Genomic DNA, 21235 nt, shown 5'->3' on the forward strand with positions numbered 1-21235 from the left:
GCTTCTTTATGCTGGATATTTTCATGAGCGCAGCACCACCCCGCTGTCGTCCTCCCACCACACGAAGACTTCATCGTCCCAGGTCGGACGCGCGCCGCGACGCTCGGCGTTGGCGACGAAGGACTGGACGATGGAGCCGCCGGGCAGCTTGACGTAGAACACCGAGTGCCCACCGAGGTAGGCGATGTCGTGGATCTTGCCGCGCGACCAGTTGTACTCGCAGGTGGGCTGCTCGGTGGTGACCAGCAGCTTCTCGGGGCGCAGGGCGTAGGTGATGCGCTTGTCCTGCACCGAGGTGGTCACGCCGTGGCCGACGTAGATCGGCCGCTCCAGTTCGGGGCAGGCGATCAGGGCGTGGGCCTCGAGGTCCTCCACCACTTCGCCGTCGAACAGGTTGACGTTGCCGATGAACTCGCACACCAGGCGGCTGATGGGGGTCTCGTAGATGTCCACCGGGCTGCCGATCTGCTCGATGCAGCCCAGGTGCATGATGGCGATGCGCTGGGCCATGGTCATGGCCTCTTCCTGGTCGTGGGTCACCATGACGCAGGTCACGCCGACGCGCTCGATGATCTCAACCAGCTCCAGCTGCATCTGCGAACGCAGCTTCTTGTCCAGGGCGCCCATGGGCTCGTCGAGCAGCAGCAGCTTGGGGCGCTTGGCCAGCGAGCGGGCCAGGGCCACGCGCTGGCGCTGGCCACCGGAGAGCTGGTGCGGCTTGCGCTTGGCGTACTGGGTCATCTGCACGAGCTTGAGCATCTCGGTGACGCGCTCGTCGATCTCGGCGGCGGGCAGACGGTCTTGTTTGAGTCCGAAGGCGATGTTCTGCGCAACAGTCATATGCGGGAAGAGCGCATAGGACTGGAACATCATGTTGATCGGCCGCTCGTAGGGCGGCATGTCGGTGATGTCGACGCCGTCGAGGAAGATGCGACCCTCGGTCGGACGCTCGAAACCCGCCAGCATGCGCAGCAGGGTCGACTTGCCCGAGCCCGAGCCACCCAGCAGGGCGAAGATCTCGCCCTTGTTGATGGTCAGCGAGACGTCGTCCACCGCAAGGGTCTCGTCGAACTGCTTGGTCACCCGGTCGATCTTGACCAGCACCTCTTTGGGTTGCTGGTTGCCCTCGAGGGCTTTCTTGTAGGCACCGGAGGCTATTGCCATTACCACACTCCCAATTCTTGCTAGCCGGCCATTATGGCCGGTTGCGTTGAGTATCGCTCGTTAGGCGCGAGACACGCGTCCTGGTCCGCTCGTCGCCCGCTCTGGCGCAAGCTGCGCGAGCCCTGCCCGCGCGGCTCGCCCCCGATCACTTGCCCGACTTGACCTTGGTCCAGCTCCGGGTCATCAGCCGTTGCACCTTCGGAGGCAGTTCCTCCGAGACATACAGCTTGTCCAGCACCGCTTGTGGCGGGTACACGGACTCGTCGTTCCGCACGTCCTGATTCATGAATTCGCCCGACTTGGTGTTCGGGTTGGCATAGCCCACGTAGTCGCTGACCTTGGCGATGACTTCGGGGCGCAGCAGGTAGTCGATGAAGGCGTGGGCTTCCTTGGCGTTGGCGGCATCGGCCGGCACGGCGACCATGTCGAACCACAGGTTGCCGCCCTCCTTGGGGATCGCGTAGGCGATTTCCACGCCCTTGCCGGCTTCCTCGGCGCGCGCGGCGGCCTGGAAGATATCGCCGGAGAAGCCCGCCGCGACGCAGATGTCGCCGTTGGCCAGGTCGCCGATGTACTTGGAGGAGTGGAAATAGGTGATGTAGGGGCGTACCTCCATCAGCTTGGCCTCGGCTTTCTTGTAGTCGTCCGGGTTCTTGCTGTTGGGGTCCAGGCCCAGGTAATTGAGCATGGCCGGAATCATTTCGTCGGCCGAGTCGAGGAAGGCCACGCCGCACTGGCTGAGCTTCTTGATGTTCTCGGGTTCGAAGATCACTGACCAGGAGTCGATCTTGTCGACGCCGAGCACGGCCTTGACCTTCTCGGCGTTGTAGCCGATGCCGTTGGTGCCCCAGAGGTAGGGGACGGCGTACTGGTTGCCGGGGTCGTTGGCTTCCAGGCGCTGGAGCAGGACGGGGTCGAGGTTGCCCCAGTTCTTCAGCTGGCTGCGGTCCAGCTTCTGGAAGGCGCCGGCCTTGATCTGCTTGCCGAGGAAGTGGTTGGAGGGGACGACCACGTCATAGCCGGTGCGGCCGGCCAGGAGCTTGCCTTCGAGGGTTTCGTTGGAGTCGAAGACGTCGTAGACGGGCTTGATGCCGGTTTCCTTCTGGAAGTCGGCCAGGGTGGTCTCGCCGATGTAGTCGGACCAGTTGTAGATGTGCACCGTCTGCTCGGCCTGGGCCTGTGAAGCCAGGGTCAGCACGGCGGCGGTGATCAGGGTTTTGCAGAAGGAAACTCGCACACTTTAATCCTCTTGATAGGCCGGGCCGCTGGCGCACCGGGGCGCGCTGCGGAGTTTCTTATCGGGTTGTCGTCTCAACGACCGCTTTTTATCCGGGTCCAGTCACGGGTCAGCCAGCGCTGGACATCGCGCGGGCGCTCCCGGGCCACGTAGAGCTTGGCCATCACTTCCGGCGAGGGATAGACACCGGGGTTCTCGCGCACGCTGGCATCGACCAGCGCGGTCGCATCCTTGTTGGCGTTGGCATAGGAAACGTAGTCGCTGATCTTGGCGATCACATCCGGACGCATCAGGTAGTTGATGAAGGCATGTGCCTCTTCAACGTGCCTGGCGTCGCGGGGGATGGCCAGCATGTCCGCCCACATGGCGGTGCCTTCCCTGGGGATGACGTAGATGATGTCGTCCGTGCGCCCGGCTTCCCTGGCGCGGCTGGCGGCCTGGAGCATGTCGCCGGAGTAGCCGAAGGCGATGCAGATGTCGCCGTTGGCGAGGTCGCCGATGGACTTGGAGGAATGGAAGTAGGTGATGTACGGGCGCACCTTGAGCAACTGGGCGGTGGCCTTGTCGTAGTCGGCACGCTCGTGGGTGTGGGGCGAGCCGCCGAGGTAGTTGATCATCTGCGGCATGACTTCGTCGCCGGAATCGATCAGGGCCACGCCGCACTGGGTGAGCTGCCTGACCACGGCGGGGTCGAAGAGCAGGGACCAGGAGTCGAGCTTGGCATCGGCGCCGAGGATGGCGCGCACCTTGGTGGCGTTGAGGCCGATGCCGTTGGTGCCCCACATGTAGGGCACGGAGTATTCGTTGCCCGGATCGCCGCCGGCGAGGTTCTTCAGCACGGCAGGGTCCAGGTGGGAGAGGTTCGGCAGCTTGGACTTGTCCAGCTTCTGGTAGGTGCCGGCCTTGATCTGCTTGGCCAGGAAGTGGTTGGTAGGGACCACCACGTCGTAGCCGGATTGCCCGGTGGCGAGCTTGCCATCGAGGGTTTCGTTGGAGTCGAAGACGTCGTAGACCACCTTGATCCCGGTTTCCTTCTGGAAGTTCTCCAGGGTGTCCGGGGCGATGTAGTCGGACCAGTTGTACACATGCACGACACGCTCCTCGGCCTGTGTCATGGACACGGCGAGGAAGCTGGCCAGCAACCCTAACAGCCAGGGGCGATTGCGCATGAGGAGGTCCTCTCGGGGTGGTTCACCCTCCGGCGCAGCGCCGGAGGGTGAGGGACGGCTTACTTGCCCGACTTGATGGTGGTCCAGGTACGGGTCATAGCGCGCTGCACCTTGGCCGGCAGGTCCGGGAAGGCGTAGAGCTTGGCCATGGTCTCCTTGCTCGGGTAGATGCCCGGGTCGGTGCGGATCGCCTCGTCCACCAGCGGGGTGGCGGCGGCGTTACCGTTCGGGAACTGCACGAAGTTGGTGATCTCGGCCATCACTTCCGGCTTCATCAGGAAGTTCATGAAGGCGTAGGCGGCGTCGGGGTTGGCGGCGTCGGCGGGGATCGCGACCATGTCGAAGAAGGTGCCGGCACCTTCCTTCGGAATGTTGTAGGCGACCTTCACGCCAGCCTTGGCCTCTTCGGCGCGGGACTTGGCCTGGTACACGTCACCCGAGTAGCCCACGGCCACGCAGAGGTTGCCGTTGGCCAGGTCGGAGATGTACTTGGAGGAGTGGAAGTAGGTCACGTGCGGACGGATCTTGAGGAACAGCGCCTCGGCTTCCTTGAGCTGCTTGGGGTCCTGGCTGACCGGGCTGTAGCCCAGGTAGTGCAGGGCGATCGGCAGGATTTCGGTCGGCGAGTCGAGGAAGGAGACACCGCAGGACTTCAGCTTCTCGATGTTCTCGGGCTTGAACAGCAGGTCCCAGGAATCCACCGGGGCCTTGTCGCCGAGCACGGCCTTGACCTTGTCGACGTTGTAGCCGATGCCGATGGAGCCCCACATGTAGGGGAAGGCGTACTGGTTGCCCGGGTCGGAGACTTCGACGGTCTTCAGCAGGTTCGGGTCCAGGTTCTTCCAGTTCGGCAGCTTGGACTTGTCCAGAGGCTGGTAGACCTTGGCCTTGATCTGCTTGGCCAGGAAGTTGTTGGACGGCACCACGATGTCGTAACCGGACTTGCCGGCCAGGAGCTTGGCTTCAAGGGTCTCGTTGGAGTCGAAGACGTCGTAGACGACCTTGATGCCGGTTTCCTTGGTGAACTTCTCGACCGTGTCCGGGGCGATGTAGTCAGACCAGTTGTAGACGTGCAGCACCTTGTCTTCTGCCTGCGCCACGCCGGCCACAGCGCCGGCGAGCGTCATGGCGAGCAGGGTCTTGCCGAAGGTTTTGAACATGCGGGTAGCTCCATTTGTTGTTTAAGTGTCCGAGCGGCGTCGCCACCGCCCGGTGAGCCTGGCCAACGCACTGGCGCAGTCTGGCAAGGTCAGGGGCGCGCTTACAACAGCTCGCGGGATGCGATTGTTTGCAAACTCGCCCAATTGCTCAACCCAGAACCGCACTCGCGGTGAGGTCAAGGCACTTGCGGGCCTTGGTCACCAGTTCGTCGATCTCATCCTTGCTGATCACCAGCGGCGGCGAAACAATCATAGTGTCGCCTACCGCACGCATGATCAGGCCATTGCGGAAGCAGTGCTCGCGGCACTGCATGCCCACGCCCAGATCGGTGAAACGCTCACGGGTCTTCTTGTTCTTGACCAGTTCCAGGGCGCCGACCATGCCGACCCCGCGCGCTTCGCCGACCAGGGGATGGTCAGCCAGCTCCTGCCAACGCTTCTGCAAATACGGTGCCGTTTCCGCCTTCACGTTCTCGACGATCTTCTCTTCGCGCAGGATGCGGATGTTTTCCAGGGCCACCGCGGCGGCCACCGGGTGACCGGAGTAGGTGAAGCCGTGGTAGAACTCGCCGCCCTGGTTGAGCACCTCGACCACCTCGTCACGGACGATGACGCCGCCCATGGGGATGTAGCCGGAGGTCAGGCCCTTGGCGATGGGCATCAGGTCAGGGGCGTTGCCGTAGTACTGGCTGCCGAACCACTCGCCGGTACGGCCGAAGCCGCAGATGACTTCGTCGGCGATGAACAGGATGTCGTAGCGGGCGAGGATCTCGCGGATCTTCGGCCAGTAGGTTTCCGGCGGGACGATCACGCCGCCCGCACCCTGGATGGGCTCGGCGATGAAGGCGGCGACGTTCTCCTCGCCGACTTCGAGGATCTTCTTCTCCAACTGCTCGGCCGCCCAGACGCCGAATTCCTCGGGGGCCATGTCGCCACCCTCGCCGTACCAGTAGGGCTGGGCGATATGGACGATGCCCGGGATCGGCAGGTCGCCCTGCTCGTGCAGCGCCTTCATGCCGCCGAGGCTGACGCCGGCGACGGTGGAGCCGTGGTAGCCGTTCCAGCGGCCGATCACCACTTTCTTCTTCGGCTGGCCCTTGGTCGCCCAGTAGTGGCGGACCATGCGCAGCACGGTGTCGTTGGCTTCGGAACCGGAGCCGGTGAAGAACACGTGGTTCATGCCCTCGGGCGCCAGTTCGGAAATGGCCTTGGCCAGTTCGATGACGGGCGGGTGGGCGGTCTGGAAGAACAGGTTGTAGAAGGGCAGCTCGCGCATCTGGCGGGTGGCCGCCTGCACCAGTTCCTCGCGGCCGTAGCCGACGTTGACGCACCACAGGCCGGCCATGGCGTCGAGGATCTTGTTGCCCTCGCTGTCCCAGATGTAGACGCCGTCGGCTTTGGTGATGATCCGCGCGCCCTTGGCATTCAACGCCTGGTAGTCGGTGAACGGCGGCAGGTGGTGGTCGCGACTGAGTGCCTGCCACTCAAGGGTCTGGGGGTTGGTCACTGGGCTCTTCATTATCTACACCTCTATGCAAATCTGGGTTGGCGTGCCGCGCCACGAACGCGGCACGCCGTTTGGATCAGACGGAAAGCAGCAGGAACTCACGCTCCCAGGAGCTGATGACGCGCTTGAAGTTCTCGTGCTCGGCGCGCTTCACCGCGACGTAGGCACTGATGAACTTGGTGCTCAGGTACTTCTCCAGGGGCTTGCAGTTCTCCAGGCGCTCGAGGGCGTCCTCGAGGGTCAGCGGCAGGCGCAGGTTGCGGCGCTCGTAGCCACGGCCCTTGACCTGCGCGCTCGGCTTGATCTGCTCGACCATGCCGATGTAGCCGCACAGCAGGCTGGCGGCGATCGCCAGGTAGGGGTTGGCGTCGGCACCGGCCAGGCGGTTCTCCACGCGGCGGTTCTGCGGGGTGGCGTCCGGCACGCGCAGGCCCACGGTGCGGTTCTCCTCGCCCCACTCCACGTTCACCGGCGCCGAGGTATCGGGCAGGAAACGGCGGAAGGAGTTCACGTTCGGCGCGAACAGCGGCAGCAGCTCGGGGATGAACTTCTGCAGGCCGCCGATGTGGTGGAGGAACAGCTCGCTCATGGAGCCATCTTCGTTGGAGAAGATGTTCTTGCCGGTCTTGATGTCCACCACGCTCTGGTGCAGGTGCATGGCACTGCCCGGCTGGTCGGTGATCGGCTTGGCCATGAAGGTGGCGGCGACGTTATGTTTCAGCGCGGCCTCGCGCATGGTGCGCTTGAACACGGTGATCTGGTCGGCCAGGGACAGGGCTTCGCCGTGACGGAAGTTGATCTCCATCTGCGCCGGGCCTTCCTCGTGGATGAGGGTGTCCAGGTCGAGGTCCTGCGCCTCGCACCAGTCGTACATGTCCTCGAACAGCGGGTCGAATTCGTTCGCCGCGTCGATGGAGAAGGACTGGCGGCCGGTCTCGGGGCGACCGGAGCGGCCGATCGGGGCCTGCAACGGGTAGTCCGGGTCGTCGCTGCGCTTGGTCAGGTAGAACTCCATCTCCGGCGCGACGATCGGGCGCCAGCCCTTGTCGGCGTAGAGCTTGAGCACTTTCTTGAGGATGTTGCGCGGCGACAGCTCGATGGGGTTGCCCATCTTGTCGAAGGTGTCGTGGATCACCATCGCGGTGGGTTCCAGCGCCCAGGGCACGAGGAACACGGCGTTCTCGTCCGGGCGGCAGACCATGTCGATGTCGGCAGGGTCGAGCAGCTCGTAATAAACGTCGTCCTCGACATAGTCGCCGGTGACGGTCTGCAGCAGCACGCTCTCGGGGAGGCGCATGCCCTTCTCGTCGAGGAACTTGTTGGTCGGCGAGATCTTGCCCCGGGCAATGCCGGTAAGGTCGCTGATCAAGCATTCAACTTCGGTGATTTTGCGTTCTTTCAACCAGCTTGTGAGCTGGTCCAACTTGGTAGTCATAAAGACCTCAGGGTGTGAGAGCTGCAACTGGTATAGCTGAGCTCAGCGTTGCCCCGCCCTCTTCCTGCAAGCCTCACCAAAGGCCTGGAAGATGGCGAGATAATCGGGGTTCGAACGAACCTGCCACTCGGGGTGCCACTGTACTCCGAGCGCGAAACTCGCAGCGCCGACGACCGAGCAGGATTCGACCAACCCGTCAGGCGCCAGCGCTTCTACGTGAAGGCCCGGCGCCAGACGTTCAACGCCCTGGCCATGAATGGAATTTACGAGAATCTCCGCCGGCAAGCCGATACCGGCGAGGATGCCACCCGGCTGCACATGCACGGGGTGGCGGGGTGCGTACTGCACCTCGAGCGGCTCGTCGGCCGGCTCGCGGTGGTCCATGAAGCCCTCGACCTCGTGCACCTTCTGGTGCAGCGTGCCACCGAAGGCCACGTTCATCTCCTGGAAGCCCCGGCAGATGCCGAGCACGGGCACACCTGCGGCCACGGCGGCACGCATCAGCGAAAGCGTGGTGCCATCGCGCTGCGGATCGTGGAGGGTGCCGGGCTCGCTGGCCGGGCCGGAATAATGATGGGGTTCGACGTTGGAAGGCGAACCGGTGAACAGCAGGCCGTCTAGACTGGCCAAAAGGGAAGTCGTCTCGATGAGCTCGCCGAGAGCGGGAATAATCAGAGGAACACCGCCGGCGCCAAGGGCTACCGCACGAAGATACTTGTCACCCGCTATATGGTAAGGATGCAGACCGATCTGCTTGGTACAAGCGGTTACGCCGATGAACGGCAGGCGAGACATGAGACACCCGTTTTATTGCTGTTATGGGTTGCGACCGAGCTTAGCGTTGTTCATTTTTTTACACAATAGGGCTGTAAAAAATCGAACACACCTCGCTGAGCGCCGCGTGCGCCATGGCCCCGAGAGGGGGCAGATGCCCCTCAAACGCCCCAAAATTGGCCATATGGCCCTGTTTTAGGGCAAAATGGGGCGCTATTGACATCGTTAGGGGATTCCGATTGACTCTCACCCTAGCGAACGTGTGATTGATATTTTTAACAAGAAAGGTGTTGCATCATGTCGGTACCCCCGCGTGCCGTTCAGCTTCAAGAAGCGAACGAGTTCCTTAAGGAACATCCTGAGGTCCAGTTCGTCGACCTCCTGATCGCAGATATGAATGGAGTAGTCCGAGGCAAGCGAATCGAACGCGCCAGCCTCCACAAAGTTTACGAAAAAGGCATCAACCTCCCCGCTTCCTTATTCGCCCTCGATATCAATGGTTCCACCGTTGAGAGCACCGGCCTCGGCCTGGACATCGGCGACGCCGATCGTATCTGCTACCCGATCCCCGGCACCCTGTGCGACGAGCCCTGGCAGAAGCGCCCCACCGCGCAACTGCTGATGACCATGCACGAGATGGAAGGCGAGCCCTTCTTCGCCGACCCGCGTGAAGTGCTGCGCCAGGTCGTGGCGAAGTTCGACGATCTCGGCCTGACCATCTGCGCCGCGTTCGAGCTCGAGTTCTACCTGATCGACCAGGAGAACGTGAACGGCCGTCCGCAGCCGCCGCGCTCCCCCATCTCCGGCAAGCGTCCGCAGTCCACCCAGGTCTACCTGATCGACGACCTCGACGAGTACGCCGACTGCCTGCAGGACATCCTCGAAGGCGCCAAGGTCCAGGGCATCCCGGCCGACGCCATCGTCAAGGAAAGCGCCCCGGCCCAGTTCGAGGTCAACCTCCACCACGTGGCGGACCCGATCAAGGCCTGCGACTATGCCGTGCTGCTCAAGCGCCTGGTGAAGAACATCGCGTACGACCACGAGATGGACACCACCTTCATGGCCAAGCCCTACCCGGGCCAGGCCGGCAACGGTCTGCACGTCCATATCTCGCTGCTGGACAAGCATGGCAAGAACATCTTCGCCAGCGAGGATCCCGAGCAGAACGCCGCATTGCGCCATGCGCTCGGCGGTGTGCTCGAGACCCTGCCCGCCTCCATGGCCTTCCTCTGCCCGAACGTGAACTCCTACCGTCGCTTCGGTGCGCAGTTCTACGTGCCGAACGCACCGAGCTGGGGCCTGGACAACCGTACCGTCGCCCTGCGCGTGCCCACCGGCAGCGCGGATGCGGTGCGCATCGAACACCGCGTCGCCGGTGCCGATGCCAACCCGTACCTGATGATGGCGTCGATCCTGGCGGGCGTGCACCACGGCCTGACCAACCAGATCGAGCCCGGCGCCCCCATCGAAGGCAACTCGTACGAGCAGCTGGAGCAGAGCCTGCCGAACAACCTGCGTGATGCACTGCGCGAACTGGACGACAGCGAGATCCTGGCCAAGTACATCAGCCCGGACTACATCGACATCTTCGTCGCGTGCAAGGAAAGCGAGCTGGAGGAGTTCGAACACTCCATCTCCGACCTCGAATACAACTGGTACCTGCATACCGTGTAAGCGAGTCGAAAGACGCCGGCCCCAGGGCCGGCGTTTTTTTGTCTGCGATTCATCCCTTCCTCCCACCCGCGATCTCGGAAGGGCGCTGTGAGAACCGCGCAAAGGCCCGTTCCAGAGAGGCCCAGTCGCTGACATGCATCAACCTGCTGAAACATTTGCGCCGCAATAATGCGGCGTCAACCATCAGGGAGGACTCCATGCCCCGCTTCCTCGCACCGCTGCTGCTCGCGCTGCTGCCGACCCTGGCCAGCGCCGAAGACACCATCCGCGTCTACAACTGGAACGACTACATCGCCCCCCAGGTGCTCAAGGACTTCGAGCAGCAGACCGGCATCCGCGTGGACTACCACACCTTCGCCAGCGCCGAAGAACTGCAGAAGGCCATGGAGAGCGGCGAGGCCATCGACATCGTGGTGCCCTCCCACAACAACCTCCCGGAACTGATCAAGGCCGGCCGCCTGCAGCCGCTGGACTTCAGCCGCCTGCCCAACCGCAAGCACCTGGACAAGCAGCTGCTCAGCAAGCTCGCCGCCGTCGACCCCAACAACCAGCACGCCGTGCCCTACCTCTGGGGTGCCGTCGGCCTCGCGGTGAACACGCCCCAGGCCGAGAAGGCCTACGGCGGTCCGCTGCCCTCGAGCTGGAGCGTTCTGTTCGAGCCCGAGCAGAGCAAGCGCCTGGCCAGCTGCGGCATGAGCGTGCTCGACGCCCCGGACGAAGCCCTGTCGATCCTCATGACCTACCAGGGCCGCACCCTCGCCCGCACCGCGCCCAGCCGGCTCAAGCGCTCCGCCGAGCTGCTCGGCGGCCTGCGCCCGAACCTGCGCTACATCGACAGCGAGCGCTACATCGAAGACCTCAACAAGGGCCGGCTGTGCGTCGCCATGGCCTGGGTCGGCGACGCCCTCAACGCCGCAGCCGCCGGCCAGCCGGTGCGCTTCGTGGTGCCCGACGAGGGCTCGGTGCTGTTCATCGACAACCTCGCCATCCCCAGCAGCGCCAACCGCGCCGACCTCGCCCACCGCTTCATCGACTTCATGATGCAACCCAAGGTCGCCGCGCAGATCACCAGCGAAACCCTCTACCCCAACGGCAACGCCGACGCCCGCGAATTCCTCGCCGCCGACCTGCGCGACCAGCCGGGACTCTACCCCGACAAGGAAACCAAGCGCCGCCTGTTCGCCCTGGAGTCCCTGCCGGACAAACTCGGCGCCACCCGCGATCAGGTCTGGGCCGCTTTCCGCGACGGCCACTGAGCCCTCAGCGCAGGCAGGCGCGCAACCCGCCCTCCAGCGCCTGTCGCCCGGCGAACCCACGCCGGGCGATGAACACCAGGCGCATGCCATCGCCCACCGGCCCGCTCACCGGGCCGAACTGGCTGCGCCGCCCCACCTGCTGCAACCAGAGCGCCCCGCCGGCCGCCTCCAGGCGCACCCAGCCCTTGAGGCGGAACAGCGCATCCGGCAGGCCCGCCAGCCAGGCCCGCAGGCGCCCGGCATCGAAAACCCCCTCGCCTTCCCAGACCCAGGACTCGAACAGCTGCCCGTGGTCCGCCGTCGCCACCGGCGTCAGCACTCCGGGCACACGGGATGGCGGCTCCGCCTCCAGCCACAGCGCGTCAGGCAGGTCGGCCTGCACCCCGACATGCAGCAGCGCACGCCCCGGCAGCGCCTCGCGCAGGCGCACCAGCTCGTCCGCGTCCACCAGGTCGCTCTTGTTCAGCAGCAGCACATCGGCCGCCGAAACCTGGGCGCGGGCCAGCCGTGCGTACTCGCCATCCAGTGCCAGGTGGCGGGTGGCATCCACCAGGGTGATCACCAGGTCCAGCCGCAGCAGGCCGCGCAGCTGTGGATAACCCAGGGTCTGCACGATGCGCTGCGGGTCGGAGACGCCGCTGCACTCGATGACGATGCGCTCCAGGCGCGGCGAGAGCTGCGCCAGGCTGGCCAGCTGCGCCAGCAGGTCTTCCTGCACCGTGCAGCAGATGCAGCCGTTCTGCAGGCTGTACACCGCATCGGTGACCTCGGCCACCAGCGCCGCATCGATGTTCAGCGCGCCGAAGTCGTTGACGATCACCGCCAGCCGGCTGTCCCCCGCGCGCCGGACCATGCGATTGAGCAAGGTGGTCTTGCCGGCCCCGAGAAACCCCGCCACCACCGTGACCGCGATGCGCTCGTCCATGGCCTACCCCTGCGCCTCGATCACCGGCGGCTCGCCCTTCCAGACCGCCTCCAGGCCGAGCCCGGCCAGCGCGCCTTCGCGGTCGTAGACCAACTGGCCCTCGACGAAGGTCAGCAGCACCCGGGTGCGGTGGATATAGTTGCGCGCCGGCTGGGCGAACAGGTCACGGTCGAGCACGATCAGGTCCGCCGCCTTGCCCGTCTCCAGGCTGCCGGTGCTGCCCTCCAGGCCCATGGCGATGGCGCCATTGCGCGTGGCCACGCGCAGCGCCTGCTCCAGGGTGATCGGCTCGCCGAAGCAGGCCGGGTCGTCGTTCCAGGGGTTCTGCCGGGTGACCATGGTCTCCAGTGCCAGCCAGGGGTCGATCGACGCCACCGGCCAGTCGGTGCCGAACACCGCCGTGCCGCCGGCCTCCAGCACACCCTTGAAGTCGTAGATGCGCTTGAGCCGCTCCTGACCGTAGCCCGAACGCGCGCCGCTGGCGAAGGGCGTCGGGTACCAGGCGGCCGGGGAGAACTCGGCGATCACCTGCAGCTCCTGGAAGCGCTTGAGGTTGCCCGGGTGCAGCAGCGTGCTGTGGGCGCACTGGTGGCGCACGCCGCTGAAGCCGTTGCGCCGCCGTGCTTCGGCCACCGCATCGAGGAACACGTCGGAGGCGCCGTCGCCGGTGCAGTGGGCGATGACACGGATGCCCCGGCGGTCCATGTCCACCAGCATGTCGGTGATGTGTTCGGGGGTGAGGTTGAGCTTGCCCCGCCACTCCGACTCGTTCGGCCAAGGCGTGAGCAGGAAGGACGAACGCGGCTCCACCGTGCCGTCGAAGTGGAATTTCACCGCGTTGGCGCTGAGGCGGGCGCTGCGGTAGTAGTGGCGCTCGCCGGCCAGCAGCTGCCAGCGCCTGCGCACCGGGAAGATATCGTCCTGCCAGCTGATCGCCGCCTCGATGCGCACCGTCAGCTCGCCCGCGTCGTCCAGCGCCTTCAGCGCCTGCAGGCGGTGTTCGCAGACGTGCACGTACTTGCTCGCCGTGACCCCTCGCGAACTCTGGAAGTGCACCCCATCGCGGTAGGCCCGGCGCAGCACCGCCACCGGGGTCGGCGGCATGGCGGCGTGGATCATCGCGTAGGCCCCGTCGATCATCAGCCCGGTGGGCTCGCCGGTCAGCTCGTCGCGCTCCAGGTAGCCATTGCGCGGGTCGGGGGTGTGGCGGTCGATGCCGGCGAGCTGCAGCGCCTTCGAGTTCACCATCATGGTGCCCCACATGCGGTCCAGCAGCGCCACCGGGCGATCGGGCATCACCTGATCGAGCCAGGCGCGGCCGGGCACCAGGCCCGCCTCGCGGAAGGTGTAGCGCACCCAGTACTGGCCGTGGATCCAGCCATCGCCGGGGTGGGCATCGGCATAGGCGCGGATCGCCGCCTCCAGCTGCGCGGGCGTCGGGTCCTCGATGCCGACATCGAGGTCGTCGCTGTAGCGCGGCGCCAGCGCCAGGTCCGGGTGGGTGTGCATGTCGTGCAGCCCGGGCATGCAGAAGGCCCCGCCCAGATCGTGCACGCGGGTGGCCGGCCCCTTGAAGGCCTGCACGGCGGCGCGGTCGCCCACGGCCAGCAGGCGGCCTCCGCGGATCGCCACCGCCTCGGCCCAGGGCTGTGCCGGGTCCTGGGTGCAGATGCGGCCGTTGTCGAGGATCAGGTCGGCGAAATGGCCCGTGGCCGAATGGGTCGAGGAGAAGTTGTCGGCGTCAGTCATGGCGGCACCTTGTGATTTTCTCGGGCGTGGCCAGGCCCGGCGCGTGAGCGCGCCGTCAACCTGGGTCGGTCAGGAACGGCGGTGGATCAGTGCGGGGTCTGCAGGCGCCCGATGAAACCGGCGATGCGCCGGCAGGCTTCCTCCAGCTCGCCATCGGAGACGGTGAACGAGAGCCGCACGAAGCCCCGGCAGCTGGCGCCGAAGGCCTCCGCGTCGAGTACCGAGACACCGGTCTCGCGGAACAGCCGCCAGGCGAAGTCCATGCCCGACAGGCCGGTGCCGCGTACGTCCACCAGCATGAACATGCCCGCCTCCGGCACCTTGCAGCGCAGCAGCGGCACGTCGGCGAGACCCCGCACCACCAGGTCGCGGCGGCGGCGGTAGGTCTCGCGGGCTTCGCCAACCACTGCCTCGTCCAGCTCCAGGGCCTTCAGCGCGGCAGCCTGGATGAAGCCCGGCAGGCCGTAGATCATGCACAGCATCAGGTTGTCGAGGTGGCCGATCAGCGCCGGCGGCGCCACCACCCAGCCCACGCGCCAGCCGGTCATGGCGTGGGATTTCGACAGGCTGTTGAGCACCACCGTGCGCGCTGCCATGCCCTCCAGGCTGGCGACGCTGCGGTGCGGTCGATCGTAGGTGAGCTGGCCATAGACCTCGTCGGACAGCACCCAGAGATCATGGCGCCGCGCGACCTCCGCCACCGCCTCCAGCTCCTCGTCGGTGTAGACGTTGCCGGTGGGGTTGTTGGGCGTGGCCAGGGCGATGCCCCGGGTGCGCGGCGTGAGCACCGCCTCCAGCGCTTCGGCAGTGAGACGGAAGTCGCCCTCCGCCGGCTGCGGGATGCTCACCAGACGGGCGCCGGAGGCCTGGATGCTGGCGGCGTAGGTCAGGTACATCGGCTCCGGCACCAGCACCTCGTCGCCGCCCTCGAACAGGCACATGGCGGTAGCGTAGAGGCCGTTCTGCGCCCCGGCGACCACGGCGACGTTGCCCACTTCAACGGGGATGCCCAACAGCTTGCGTTGCTTGGCGGCGATGGCCTCGCGCAGCGGCGTGCGGCCGATCACCGCGCTGTAGTGGGTGTCGCCCTGGCCCAGGGCCTCGATGGCAGCGGTGCGGATCGGCTCGGCGGTGGTGAAGTCCGGGTCGCCGATGCTCAGGACGATGGCGTCCTCGCCACGCTCCTGGGCCGCGCAGGCCGCGTAGTGGATGTCCCAGGCGCTGACGGTCTCGCCGCTGATGCGCCCGACCAGGGATGAATACTTCATGCACGGCTCCTTGGGATCCGGGTCAATGGGTTCAGGCCTGGCGCTGCGGCGTACGGCCGACTCGCGCGAAGCCCTGTTCGATGAGGAAGGCCAGGACGATGTAGACCACCGCCACCACCAGCAGCGGCTCGTAGACCCGCAGGGTCTGCGAACGCACCAGGTTGGCCGCGCCGAGCAGGTCGGTGACCGCCACGGTGGAGGCCAGCGCGGTGGACTTGAGCAGCATCACGCTCTCGCCGGCCAGGGTCGGGCGCAGCATCTGCAACGCCCGCGGCATCCACACCCGCCGCAGCACCTGCCAGGGGCGCATGCCGTAGGCCCGCGCCGCCTCCAGCTCGCCACGGGGCACCGCGCGCAGGCCGCCGCGCAGCACCTCGCCGACATAGGCACCGACGCTGAGGGTCAGGGCGAAGGCGACATACCAGAAGCCCTCGCGCAGGTAGGGCCAGAGCAGGCTGTGGCGGACCAGCGGGAAGCTGGCGAAGACACTGCCCACGCCGTAGTAGAGGATGTAGATCTGCACCAGCAGCGGCGTGCCCCGCAGCACGCTGGTGTAGAAGCGCGCGCCACCCGCCAGCAGCGGGTTGCGCGACAGCCGGGCCAGGGCCACGGCAATCGCCAGCAGGAAGCCGAAGCAGGCCGAGATCAGCAGCAACTGCAAGGTCAGCACCGCGCCGCGCGTCAGCTCACCGGTAAAGCCACTCAACCAGGTGAAGTCCATGAGCCCTCCTAGGCGAGCCGGGGCATCCAGCGTTCGAAGCGTGCCTCGAAGCGCCGGAACACCAGGCTGGAGACCAGCGTGATGAGGTAATAGAAGGCCGCCACCGCCAGGTAGAACATCAGGTAGTGCTTGGTCGAGGCGGGAGCCTGGCGCCCCGCGCCCAGCAGCTCGCTGTAGCCCACCACGCTGATCAGGGCGCTGTCCTTGACCAGCACCAGCCACAGGTTGGACAGGCCGGCGACCACATGGGGCAGCATGCTCGGCACCAGCACCCGCCTCAGCACCATGAAGGGCTTCATGCCATAGGCCCGCCCGGCCTCGATCTGGCCCACGGGGATGGCCTCGATGGCGCCGCGGATGATCTCCGCCGAATACGCGCCCTGGACGATGCCCAGCACCACGATGCCGGCGAGGAAGCCATTGACCTCAACCGGCGGCTGGCCGGCGGCGGCCATCAGCAGGTTGAGCAGGTCGGAGCCCGCGTAGTACAGCAGCAGGATCAGCAGCAGCTCGGGCACGGCGCGGTAGAGCGTGGTGTAGCAGTTGGCCCAGATCACCAGCCAACGTGGCCCCCAGAGCTTGACCAGGGCGACGACCAGGCCCAGGGACAGGCCGAGCACGAAGGCCCCTATCGAGATGCCCAGGGTCTTCACGGCACCCTGGGCCAGGGCCTGCAGCCAGCCATCGGTGAACAGCAGCCGCTGGATTTCGATAGCGGTCATGAATGCACCTGCGAGGAATGGGAGCGAGCGCGCATCACTGCCGGGCCGAGATGTCGGCCTTGAAGTAGCGCCCGCGAATGGCGTCGTAGCTGCCGTCGTCGCGCAGCGCCTGCAAGGCCAGGTTGAGGCGCTCGCGCAGGGCGTCGTTGCCCTTGCGCACCGCCGCGCCCACGCCTTCGCCGAACAGCGGGTCCTGCGGCGCCACGCCCTTGCTGGCGAGCATCGCGTTGTCCGGCAGGTCGAGCACCGGCTCCACCGCCAGTTGGTCGGCGAGCATGATGTCGATGCGGCCGCTGCGCAGGTCGGCGAGGATGTCGTCCTGGGCGTTGTAGTAGCGCACGATGGAGTCCCTGCCGAAGTACTTCTTGGCATAGGCGGAGTGGGTGGTGGAGCCCTGCACGCCGATGATCAGCCCCTTCAGGCCTTCGGGCGTGGGCTGCACGTCCAGGCTGCGGTCGGCGACCCAGAGGGCGGGCGTGAAGAAGTAGGGCTCGCTGAAGTCGACCACCTCGCGGCGCTCGGGAGTGATGGACAGCGAGTTCAGCACCACGTCCACCTGCTGCGCCTTGAGCGCGGGGATCAACCCGTCCCAGGCCATCTCGTTGAGCGGGCATTGCACCTGCATGCGCGCGCACAGGGCAGTGATCAGCTCCGGCTCGAAACCGCTCCACTGGCCCTTGCCGCTCTTGAAGGAGAAGGGTGGGTAGGCTTCCTGGGCGATGCCGAAGACGATCTTCTCCTGGGCCACGGCGACACTGGCGACGCTGGCCAGCAGGGCGGCCTGGAGCAGGGCGATGAGGCTTCTTTTCATGGTGGGTCCCTCGTTGTGGTTTTTGTATTTGCCAGGGGATTCAGCGGTTGTCCTGAGCCATCACGAACTGCCGGCAACGCTCGCTGCGCGGGTCCAGCAGCACTTGGGAAGGCGGGCCCTGCTCCTCGATGCGCCCCTGGTGGAGGAACACCACCCGGCTGGACACATCGCGGGCGAACGCCATCTCGTGGGTCACCAGGATCATGGTGCGCCCCTCTTCGGCGATGCCGCGGATCACCCGCAGCACATCGCCCACCAGTTCGGGGTCGAGCGCCGAGGTCGGCTCGTCGAAGAGCAGCACCTGCGGACGCACCGCCAGCGCCCGGGCGATGGCCACGCGCTGCTGCTGGCCACCGGAGAGGAAGGCCGGGTAGGCATGGCGCTTGTCCGCCAGGCCGACCCGCTCCAGCAACTGCTCGGCGTGGCCGATGGCGTCCTGGCGCTTTTCGCCGAGCACATGCACCGGCGCCTCGATGATGTTTTCCAGCACCGTGCGGTGCGGCCACAGGTTGAAGTTCTGGAACACCATGCTCAGGCGGGTGCGCAGGCGCTCCACCTGGCGCGGGTCGCCGATGCGGCCGTGGCCGGCGCGGTCACGCTTGAGCGCGACCTTCTCGCCATTGATGTGCAGGCTGCCGGCGTCCGGGATCTCCAGCAGGTTGATGCAGCGCAGCAGCGTGCTCTTGCCCGAGCCGCTGGCGCCGATCAGCGAGACCACGTCGCCCTCGCGGGCCTCCAGAGAAATCCCCTTGAGCACGTGGTGCTCGGCGTAGCTCTTGTGCAGCCCGTCGAGGGCGACCGCAGGCGGCGTGGTCGGCGCCACGGCGGGAGGGGTCGTGTTCATCGGGTTTCTCCACTGGCCGGCAGGAAGTCGGCGGCGTCGAGTTCGATCAGGTGCGGCTCGCAGGTCCCGGCCAGGCTGCCGAGCAGCTCGCTCAGGCCCTCCAGGCTGCGCACCGCGTGGTGACTGACGTGGCAGGCACGGGCCAGGGCCGCGAAGTCCGGGGCGAGGATGTCCACGCCCAGGGGCGGCACCTCGCGGGCCACCATGGAGTCGCGGATCTCGCCGTAGCAGTGGTTGTTCCACAGCACCAGGATCACCCCGACCCCCGCCTCGCGGGCGGCGATCAGTTCGGCGCTGGAGAACTGCACGCCACCGTCGCCGGCCAGCGCCAGCACCGGCCGCCCGGGGAGCGCCAGCTTGGCGCCGATGGCGGCCGGCAGGGCATAGCCGAGGGTGCCGTAGCCGGTCCCGGCATTGAACCAGCTGCCAGGCAGCGGGGCGCGATAGCCGAGGGCGCCCTGGTACACCGGCTGGGTCGAGTCGCCGACCAGCACCGGCGCCGGCAGGGCGTCACGCAGGGTATCGAGCAGCGCCTGCAGCGCCCGTTGCCGGGGGCTCCAGCGCTCGCGCTCGGCGGCATTGACCCGGCGCACGGCGGCCTGCGCCCAGCCGCCGTCAGGCGTGGCAGGGGGCAGGGCCGCGAGCAGGGCCCGCAAGCCGAGCCCGGCATCGCCCAGCAGGCCGACTTCGGCGCGCTGCACGCCGAGTATCTGCAGCGGGTCGATGTCCAGGCGGATCACCGGCACCTCGAGCGACAGGGGGCCGAGGCCGAAGAAGTCGTAGTCGGTCTCGCCCAGTTCGGTGCCCACCGCCAGCACCACATCGGCCTCGGCGAACAGCGCGCGGCCATGGGCCGATGACTGCACGCCATCAAGCAGCAGCGGGTGGTCCGGCTCCAGCAGGCCACGGGCGTTGGTGGTCAGCGCCACCGGTGCCTGCAGGTGCTCGGCCAGCTCGCGCAGGGCGGCGGCGCCACCCCGGGCACCGCCACCGGCGAGGATCAGCGGCTTGTGCGCCCCGGCCAGCAGGGCCGCAGCCTCGGCCACGGCGGCGGGCGCCGGGGCGGCGGCCTGGGGCAGCGCACGGGCGCGCAGGTCGAGGCCGTCGGCAGGCAGCTCCAGGACGTCCAGGGGAATCTCGATATGCACCGGGCGGGGCCGCGCGCAGCGGAACAGGGCGAAGGCGCGGGCCAGCACCTCCGGCAGTTCCTGGGGTCGCTGCAGCGTATGGCTGAAGGCGCAGACGCCGGCGACCATGGCGCGCTGGTCCGGCAGCTCATGCAGGTAGCCGTGGCCCAGGCGCTGGTGCTCGCGGCGGCTGGTGGTGGAGATCACCAGCATGGGCACCGAATCGGCGTAGGCCTGGCCCATGGCGGTGAGGATGTTGGTCATGCCCGGGCCGGTGATGATGAAGCACACGCCCGGCTTGCCGCTGGCGCGGGCGTAGCCATCGGCCATGAAGCCGGCGCCCTGCTCGTGGCGCGGGCTGATGTGACGCAGGCGGCTGCCGGCGAGGCCGCGATAGAGCTCGACGGTATGCACCCCGGGGATGCCGAAGACGGTTTCGACGCCATAGCCTTCGAGCAGTCGGACGAGCGCCTGGGCGCAACTGGTCATGCGAGCACCTCTTGTTATAGGTATGGGCTCCCGGCGCGGGGCCGGAGGGCAGTCCGGGAAGGCCCGGCGGAATGGCCCCATTATTGGTGAGTTGCGCGCTACAACAATCGAATTGTTTTTGCCGTATTGTTCAATCCGATTCACCATTGGACGACCCGATACCGCCTCCGGAGCCACCATGCGCTACCCCTCGATGACCGCCATCCGCGCCCTGGACGCCATCGCCCGCCTGGGCAGCGTGTCGGCGGCGGCCCGCGAACTGAGCCTCACCCGCAGCGCCATCAGTCACCAGGTCAGCAGCCTGGAGCAGAGCCTCGGTTTCGCCCTCACCGAGCGCATCGGGCGTGGCATCGGCCTCACCTACCAGGGCGAGCGCTATGCGCGGGAAGTGCACAAGGTCCTCTCCACGCTGCAGGAGGCCGCCCTGGGCCTCGACGAGCAGCAGGTCTCGGGCCGGCTCTGCGTGAGTTGCAACCCCGGCTTCGCCACCTACTGGCTGTGCCACCACATCGGCGCCTTTCTCCGCCAGTTCCCCCAGGTGCAATTGCAGGTGATCTCGCCCCGCGCCCCGGACGACACCAGCAACGGCAACGCCGACCTGTTCATCGCCTACGGCATCGGCGACTGGCCGGACCAGTGGGTGGAGCAGATCGTCCCCTTGCGCTTCTTCCCGGTCTGCAGCCCGCGCCTGATCAACGCCCACGGCGGGCTCAAGAGCCCCCAGGAGCTGGGCGGCTTCCCCCTGCTGCACATGACCGACCACAGCGACTGGCGCGTCTGGCTGGCCACCGCCGGCGCCTCCAACATCGACGCGGCCACCGGCATCGTCTTCTCCGACGCCCACTGCGCGCAGTCGGCGTGCATCGCCGCCCAGGGCATGGCCATCGGCGACAACCTGCTCAGCGGCGACGCCCTGGCGCGCGGCCTGCTGGTACGTCCCTTCGAGATCAGCATCGACTCCCATCGCGGCTATTACCTGGTGGCCGACCCGCTGAGGGCCGAGCGCCCGGCCGTGCGCGCCTTCAGCAACTGGGTCAAGCACCAGTTGCAGGCCAGCCTGCCGGGGCTGAACAAGCGCAACGCCCCCCTGATGGAACACCCCCGCTGAGATCGGCCGGGCCGGGGCGGGGATGACGCAGAGGAGGTCGAGGACCGCCTGGCCGGAACGACCGGGGAAGGGGCTACGCCGCGTGGGCGGGTGGG

The 21235-nt window shown here is 66.8% G+C and carries 17 protein-coding genes and 1 pseudogene; 3 read left to right on the plus strand and 15 right to left on the minus strand.

Features of this window, described 5'->3' with window-relative positions:
• Positions 1-21 precede the first annotated feature (21 nt).
• The 7 genes from potA to ACYJSS_RS12000 form a co-directional block, all read right to left on the minus strand.
• Entirely contained in the window at positions 22-1164 is a 1143-nt protein-coding gene (gene potA, locus ACYJSS_RS11970; RefSeq protein WP_111263689.1) for a polyamine ABC transporter ATP-binding protein, read from the minus strand.
• 145 nt (positions 1165-1309) lie between these two features.
• Entirely contained in the window at positions 1310-2401 is a 1092-nt protein-coding gene (locus tag ACYJSS_RS11975; protein ID WP_111263690.1) for a polyamine ABC transporter substrate-binding protein, read from the minus strand.
• A 74-nt stretch (positions 2402-2475) separates the two neighbouring features.
• The gene (locus ACYJSS_RS11980) at positions 2476-3570 is read right to left on the minus strand and encodes a polyamine ABC transporter substrate-binding protein (RefSeq protein ID WP_236205342.1); all 1095 of its coding nucleotides are present in this window, start codon (positions 3568-3570) and stop codon (positions 2476-2478) included.
• A 59-nt stretch (positions 3571-3629) separates the two neighbouring features.
• Complete coding sequence (locus ACYJSS_RS11985) at positions 3630-4730, minus strand: polyamine ABC transporter substrate-binding protein (protein ID WP_111263692.1); 1101 nt, start codon at positions 4728-4730, stop codon at positions 3630-3632.
• Between the two features lie 148 nt (positions 4731-4878).
• Positions 4879-6249, minus strand: coding sequence for an aspartate aminotransferase family protein (locus ACYJSS_RS11990; RefSeq protein ID WP_111263693.1), 1371 nt, complete (start codon positions 6247-6249; stop codon positions 4879-4881).
• Between the two features lie 64 nt (positions 6250-6313).
• Positions 6314-7672 (minus strand): glutamine synthetase family protein, encoded by a 1359-nt coding sequence (locus ACYJSS_RS11995; RefSeq protein ID WP_111263694.1) that lies wholly within the window; start codon positions 7670-7672, stop codon positions 6314-6316.
• Between the two features lie 42 nt (positions 7673-7714).
• Entirely contained in the window at positions 7715-8467 is a 753-nt protein-coding gene (locus ACYJSS_RS12000) for a gamma-glutamyl-gamma-aminobutyrate hydrolase family protein (RefSeq protein WP_236205341.1), read from the minus strand.
• Positions 8468-8743: 276 nt separating this feature from the next.
• Here ACYJSS_RS12000 and ACYJSS_RS12005 point away from each other — a divergent pair, with 276 nt between their 5' ends.
• Together ACYJSS_RS12005 and ACYJSS_RS12010 are read left to right on the plus strand one after the other, a co-directional pair.
• Positions 8744-10120 carry a glutamine synthetase family protein gene (locus ACYJSS_RS12005; protein ID WP_111263696.1) on the plus strand — a complete coding sequence of 459 codons (1377 nt, stop codon included), beginning with the start codon at positions 8744-8746 and terminating at the stop codon, positions 10118-10120.
• Between the two features lie 197 nt (positions 10121-10317).
• A complete protein-coding gene (locus ACYJSS_RS12010; RefSeq protein WP_236205340.1) occupies positions 10318-11376 on the plus strand; it encodes a polyamine ABC transporter substrate-binding protein in 1059 nt (352 codons plus the stop codon).
• Between the two features lie 4 nt (positions 11377-11380).
• Here ACYJSS_RS12010 and ACYJSS_RS12015 read toward each other — a convergent pair whose 3' ends face one another.
• The 8 genes and pseudogenes from ACYJSS_RS12015 to ACYJSS_RS12050 all read right to left on the minus strand — a co-directional run bounded on the left by ACYJSS_RS12015 (position 11381) and on the right by ACYJSS_RS12050 (position 20032).
• Positions 11381-12301, minus strand: a complete 921-nt coding sequence (locus ACYJSS_RS12015; RefSeq protein WP_236205339.1) for a CobW family GTP-binding protein — start codon at positions 12299-12301, stop codon at positions 11381-11383.
• Between the two features lie 3 nt (positions 12302-12304).
• Positions 12305-14050 (minus strand): amidohydrolase, encoded by a 1746-nt coding sequence (locus ACYJSS_RS12020; protein WP_236205338.1) that lies wholly within the window; start codon positions 14048-14050, stop codon positions 12305-12307.
• Between the two features lie 86 nt (positions 14051-14136).
• Positions 14137-15318, minus strand: coding sequence for a pyridoxal phosphate-dependent aminotransferase (locus tag ACYJSS_RS12025; protein ID WP_236205337.1), 1182 nt, complete (start codon positions 15316-15318; stop codon positions 14137-14139).
• Between the two features lie 31 nt (positions 15319-15349).
• The gene (locus tag ACYJSS_RS12030; protein ID WP_236205336.1) at positions 15350-16039 is read right to left on the minus strand and encodes an ABC transporter permease; all 690 of its coding nucleotides are present in this window, start codon (positions 16037-16039) and stop codon (positions 15350-15352) included.
• A gap of 8 nt (positions 16040-16047) precedes the next feature.
• Positions 16048-16761 carry an ABC transporter permease gene (locus ACYJSS_RS12035; RefSeq protein WP_236205335.1) on the minus strand — a complete coding sequence of 238 codons (714 nt, stop codon included), beginning with the start codon at positions 16759-16761 and terminating at the stop codon, positions 16048-16050.
• Between the two features lie 34 nt (positions 16762-16795).
• A complete protein-coding gene (locus ACYJSS_RS12040; RefSeq protein WP_111263703.1) occupies positions 16796-17572 on the minus strand; it encodes a transporter substrate-binding domain-containing protein in 777 nt (258 codons plus the stop codon).
• A gap of 40 nt (positions 17573-17612) precedes the next feature.
• A pseudogene (locus ACYJSS_RS12045) lies at positions 17613-18332 on the minus strand (ABC transporter ATP-binding protein); the annotation flags it as partial.
• 80 nt (positions 18333-18412) lie between these two features.
• Complete coding sequence (locus tag ACYJSS_RS12050; RefSeq protein WP_459479885.1) at positions 18413-20032, minus strand: 5-guanidino-2-oxopentanoate decarboxylase; 1620 nt, start codon at positions 20030-20032, stop codon at positions 18413-18415.
• Between the two features lie 178 nt (positions 20033-20210).
• On the opposite strand from ACYJSS_RS12050, the gene ACYJSS_RS12055 reads away from it, so the two are divergent.
• Positions 20211-21140: a LysR substrate-binding domain-containing protein gene (locus ACYJSS_RS12055; RefSeq protein ID WP_236205332.1), complete on the plus strand. Its 930-nt coding sequence runs from the start codon at positions 20211-20213 to the stop codon at positions 21138-21140.
• The last annotated feature ends 95 nt before the right edge of the window (positions 21141-21235 follow it).

The sequence above is a fragment of the Pseudomonas sp. No.21 genome (assembly GCF_054558415.1).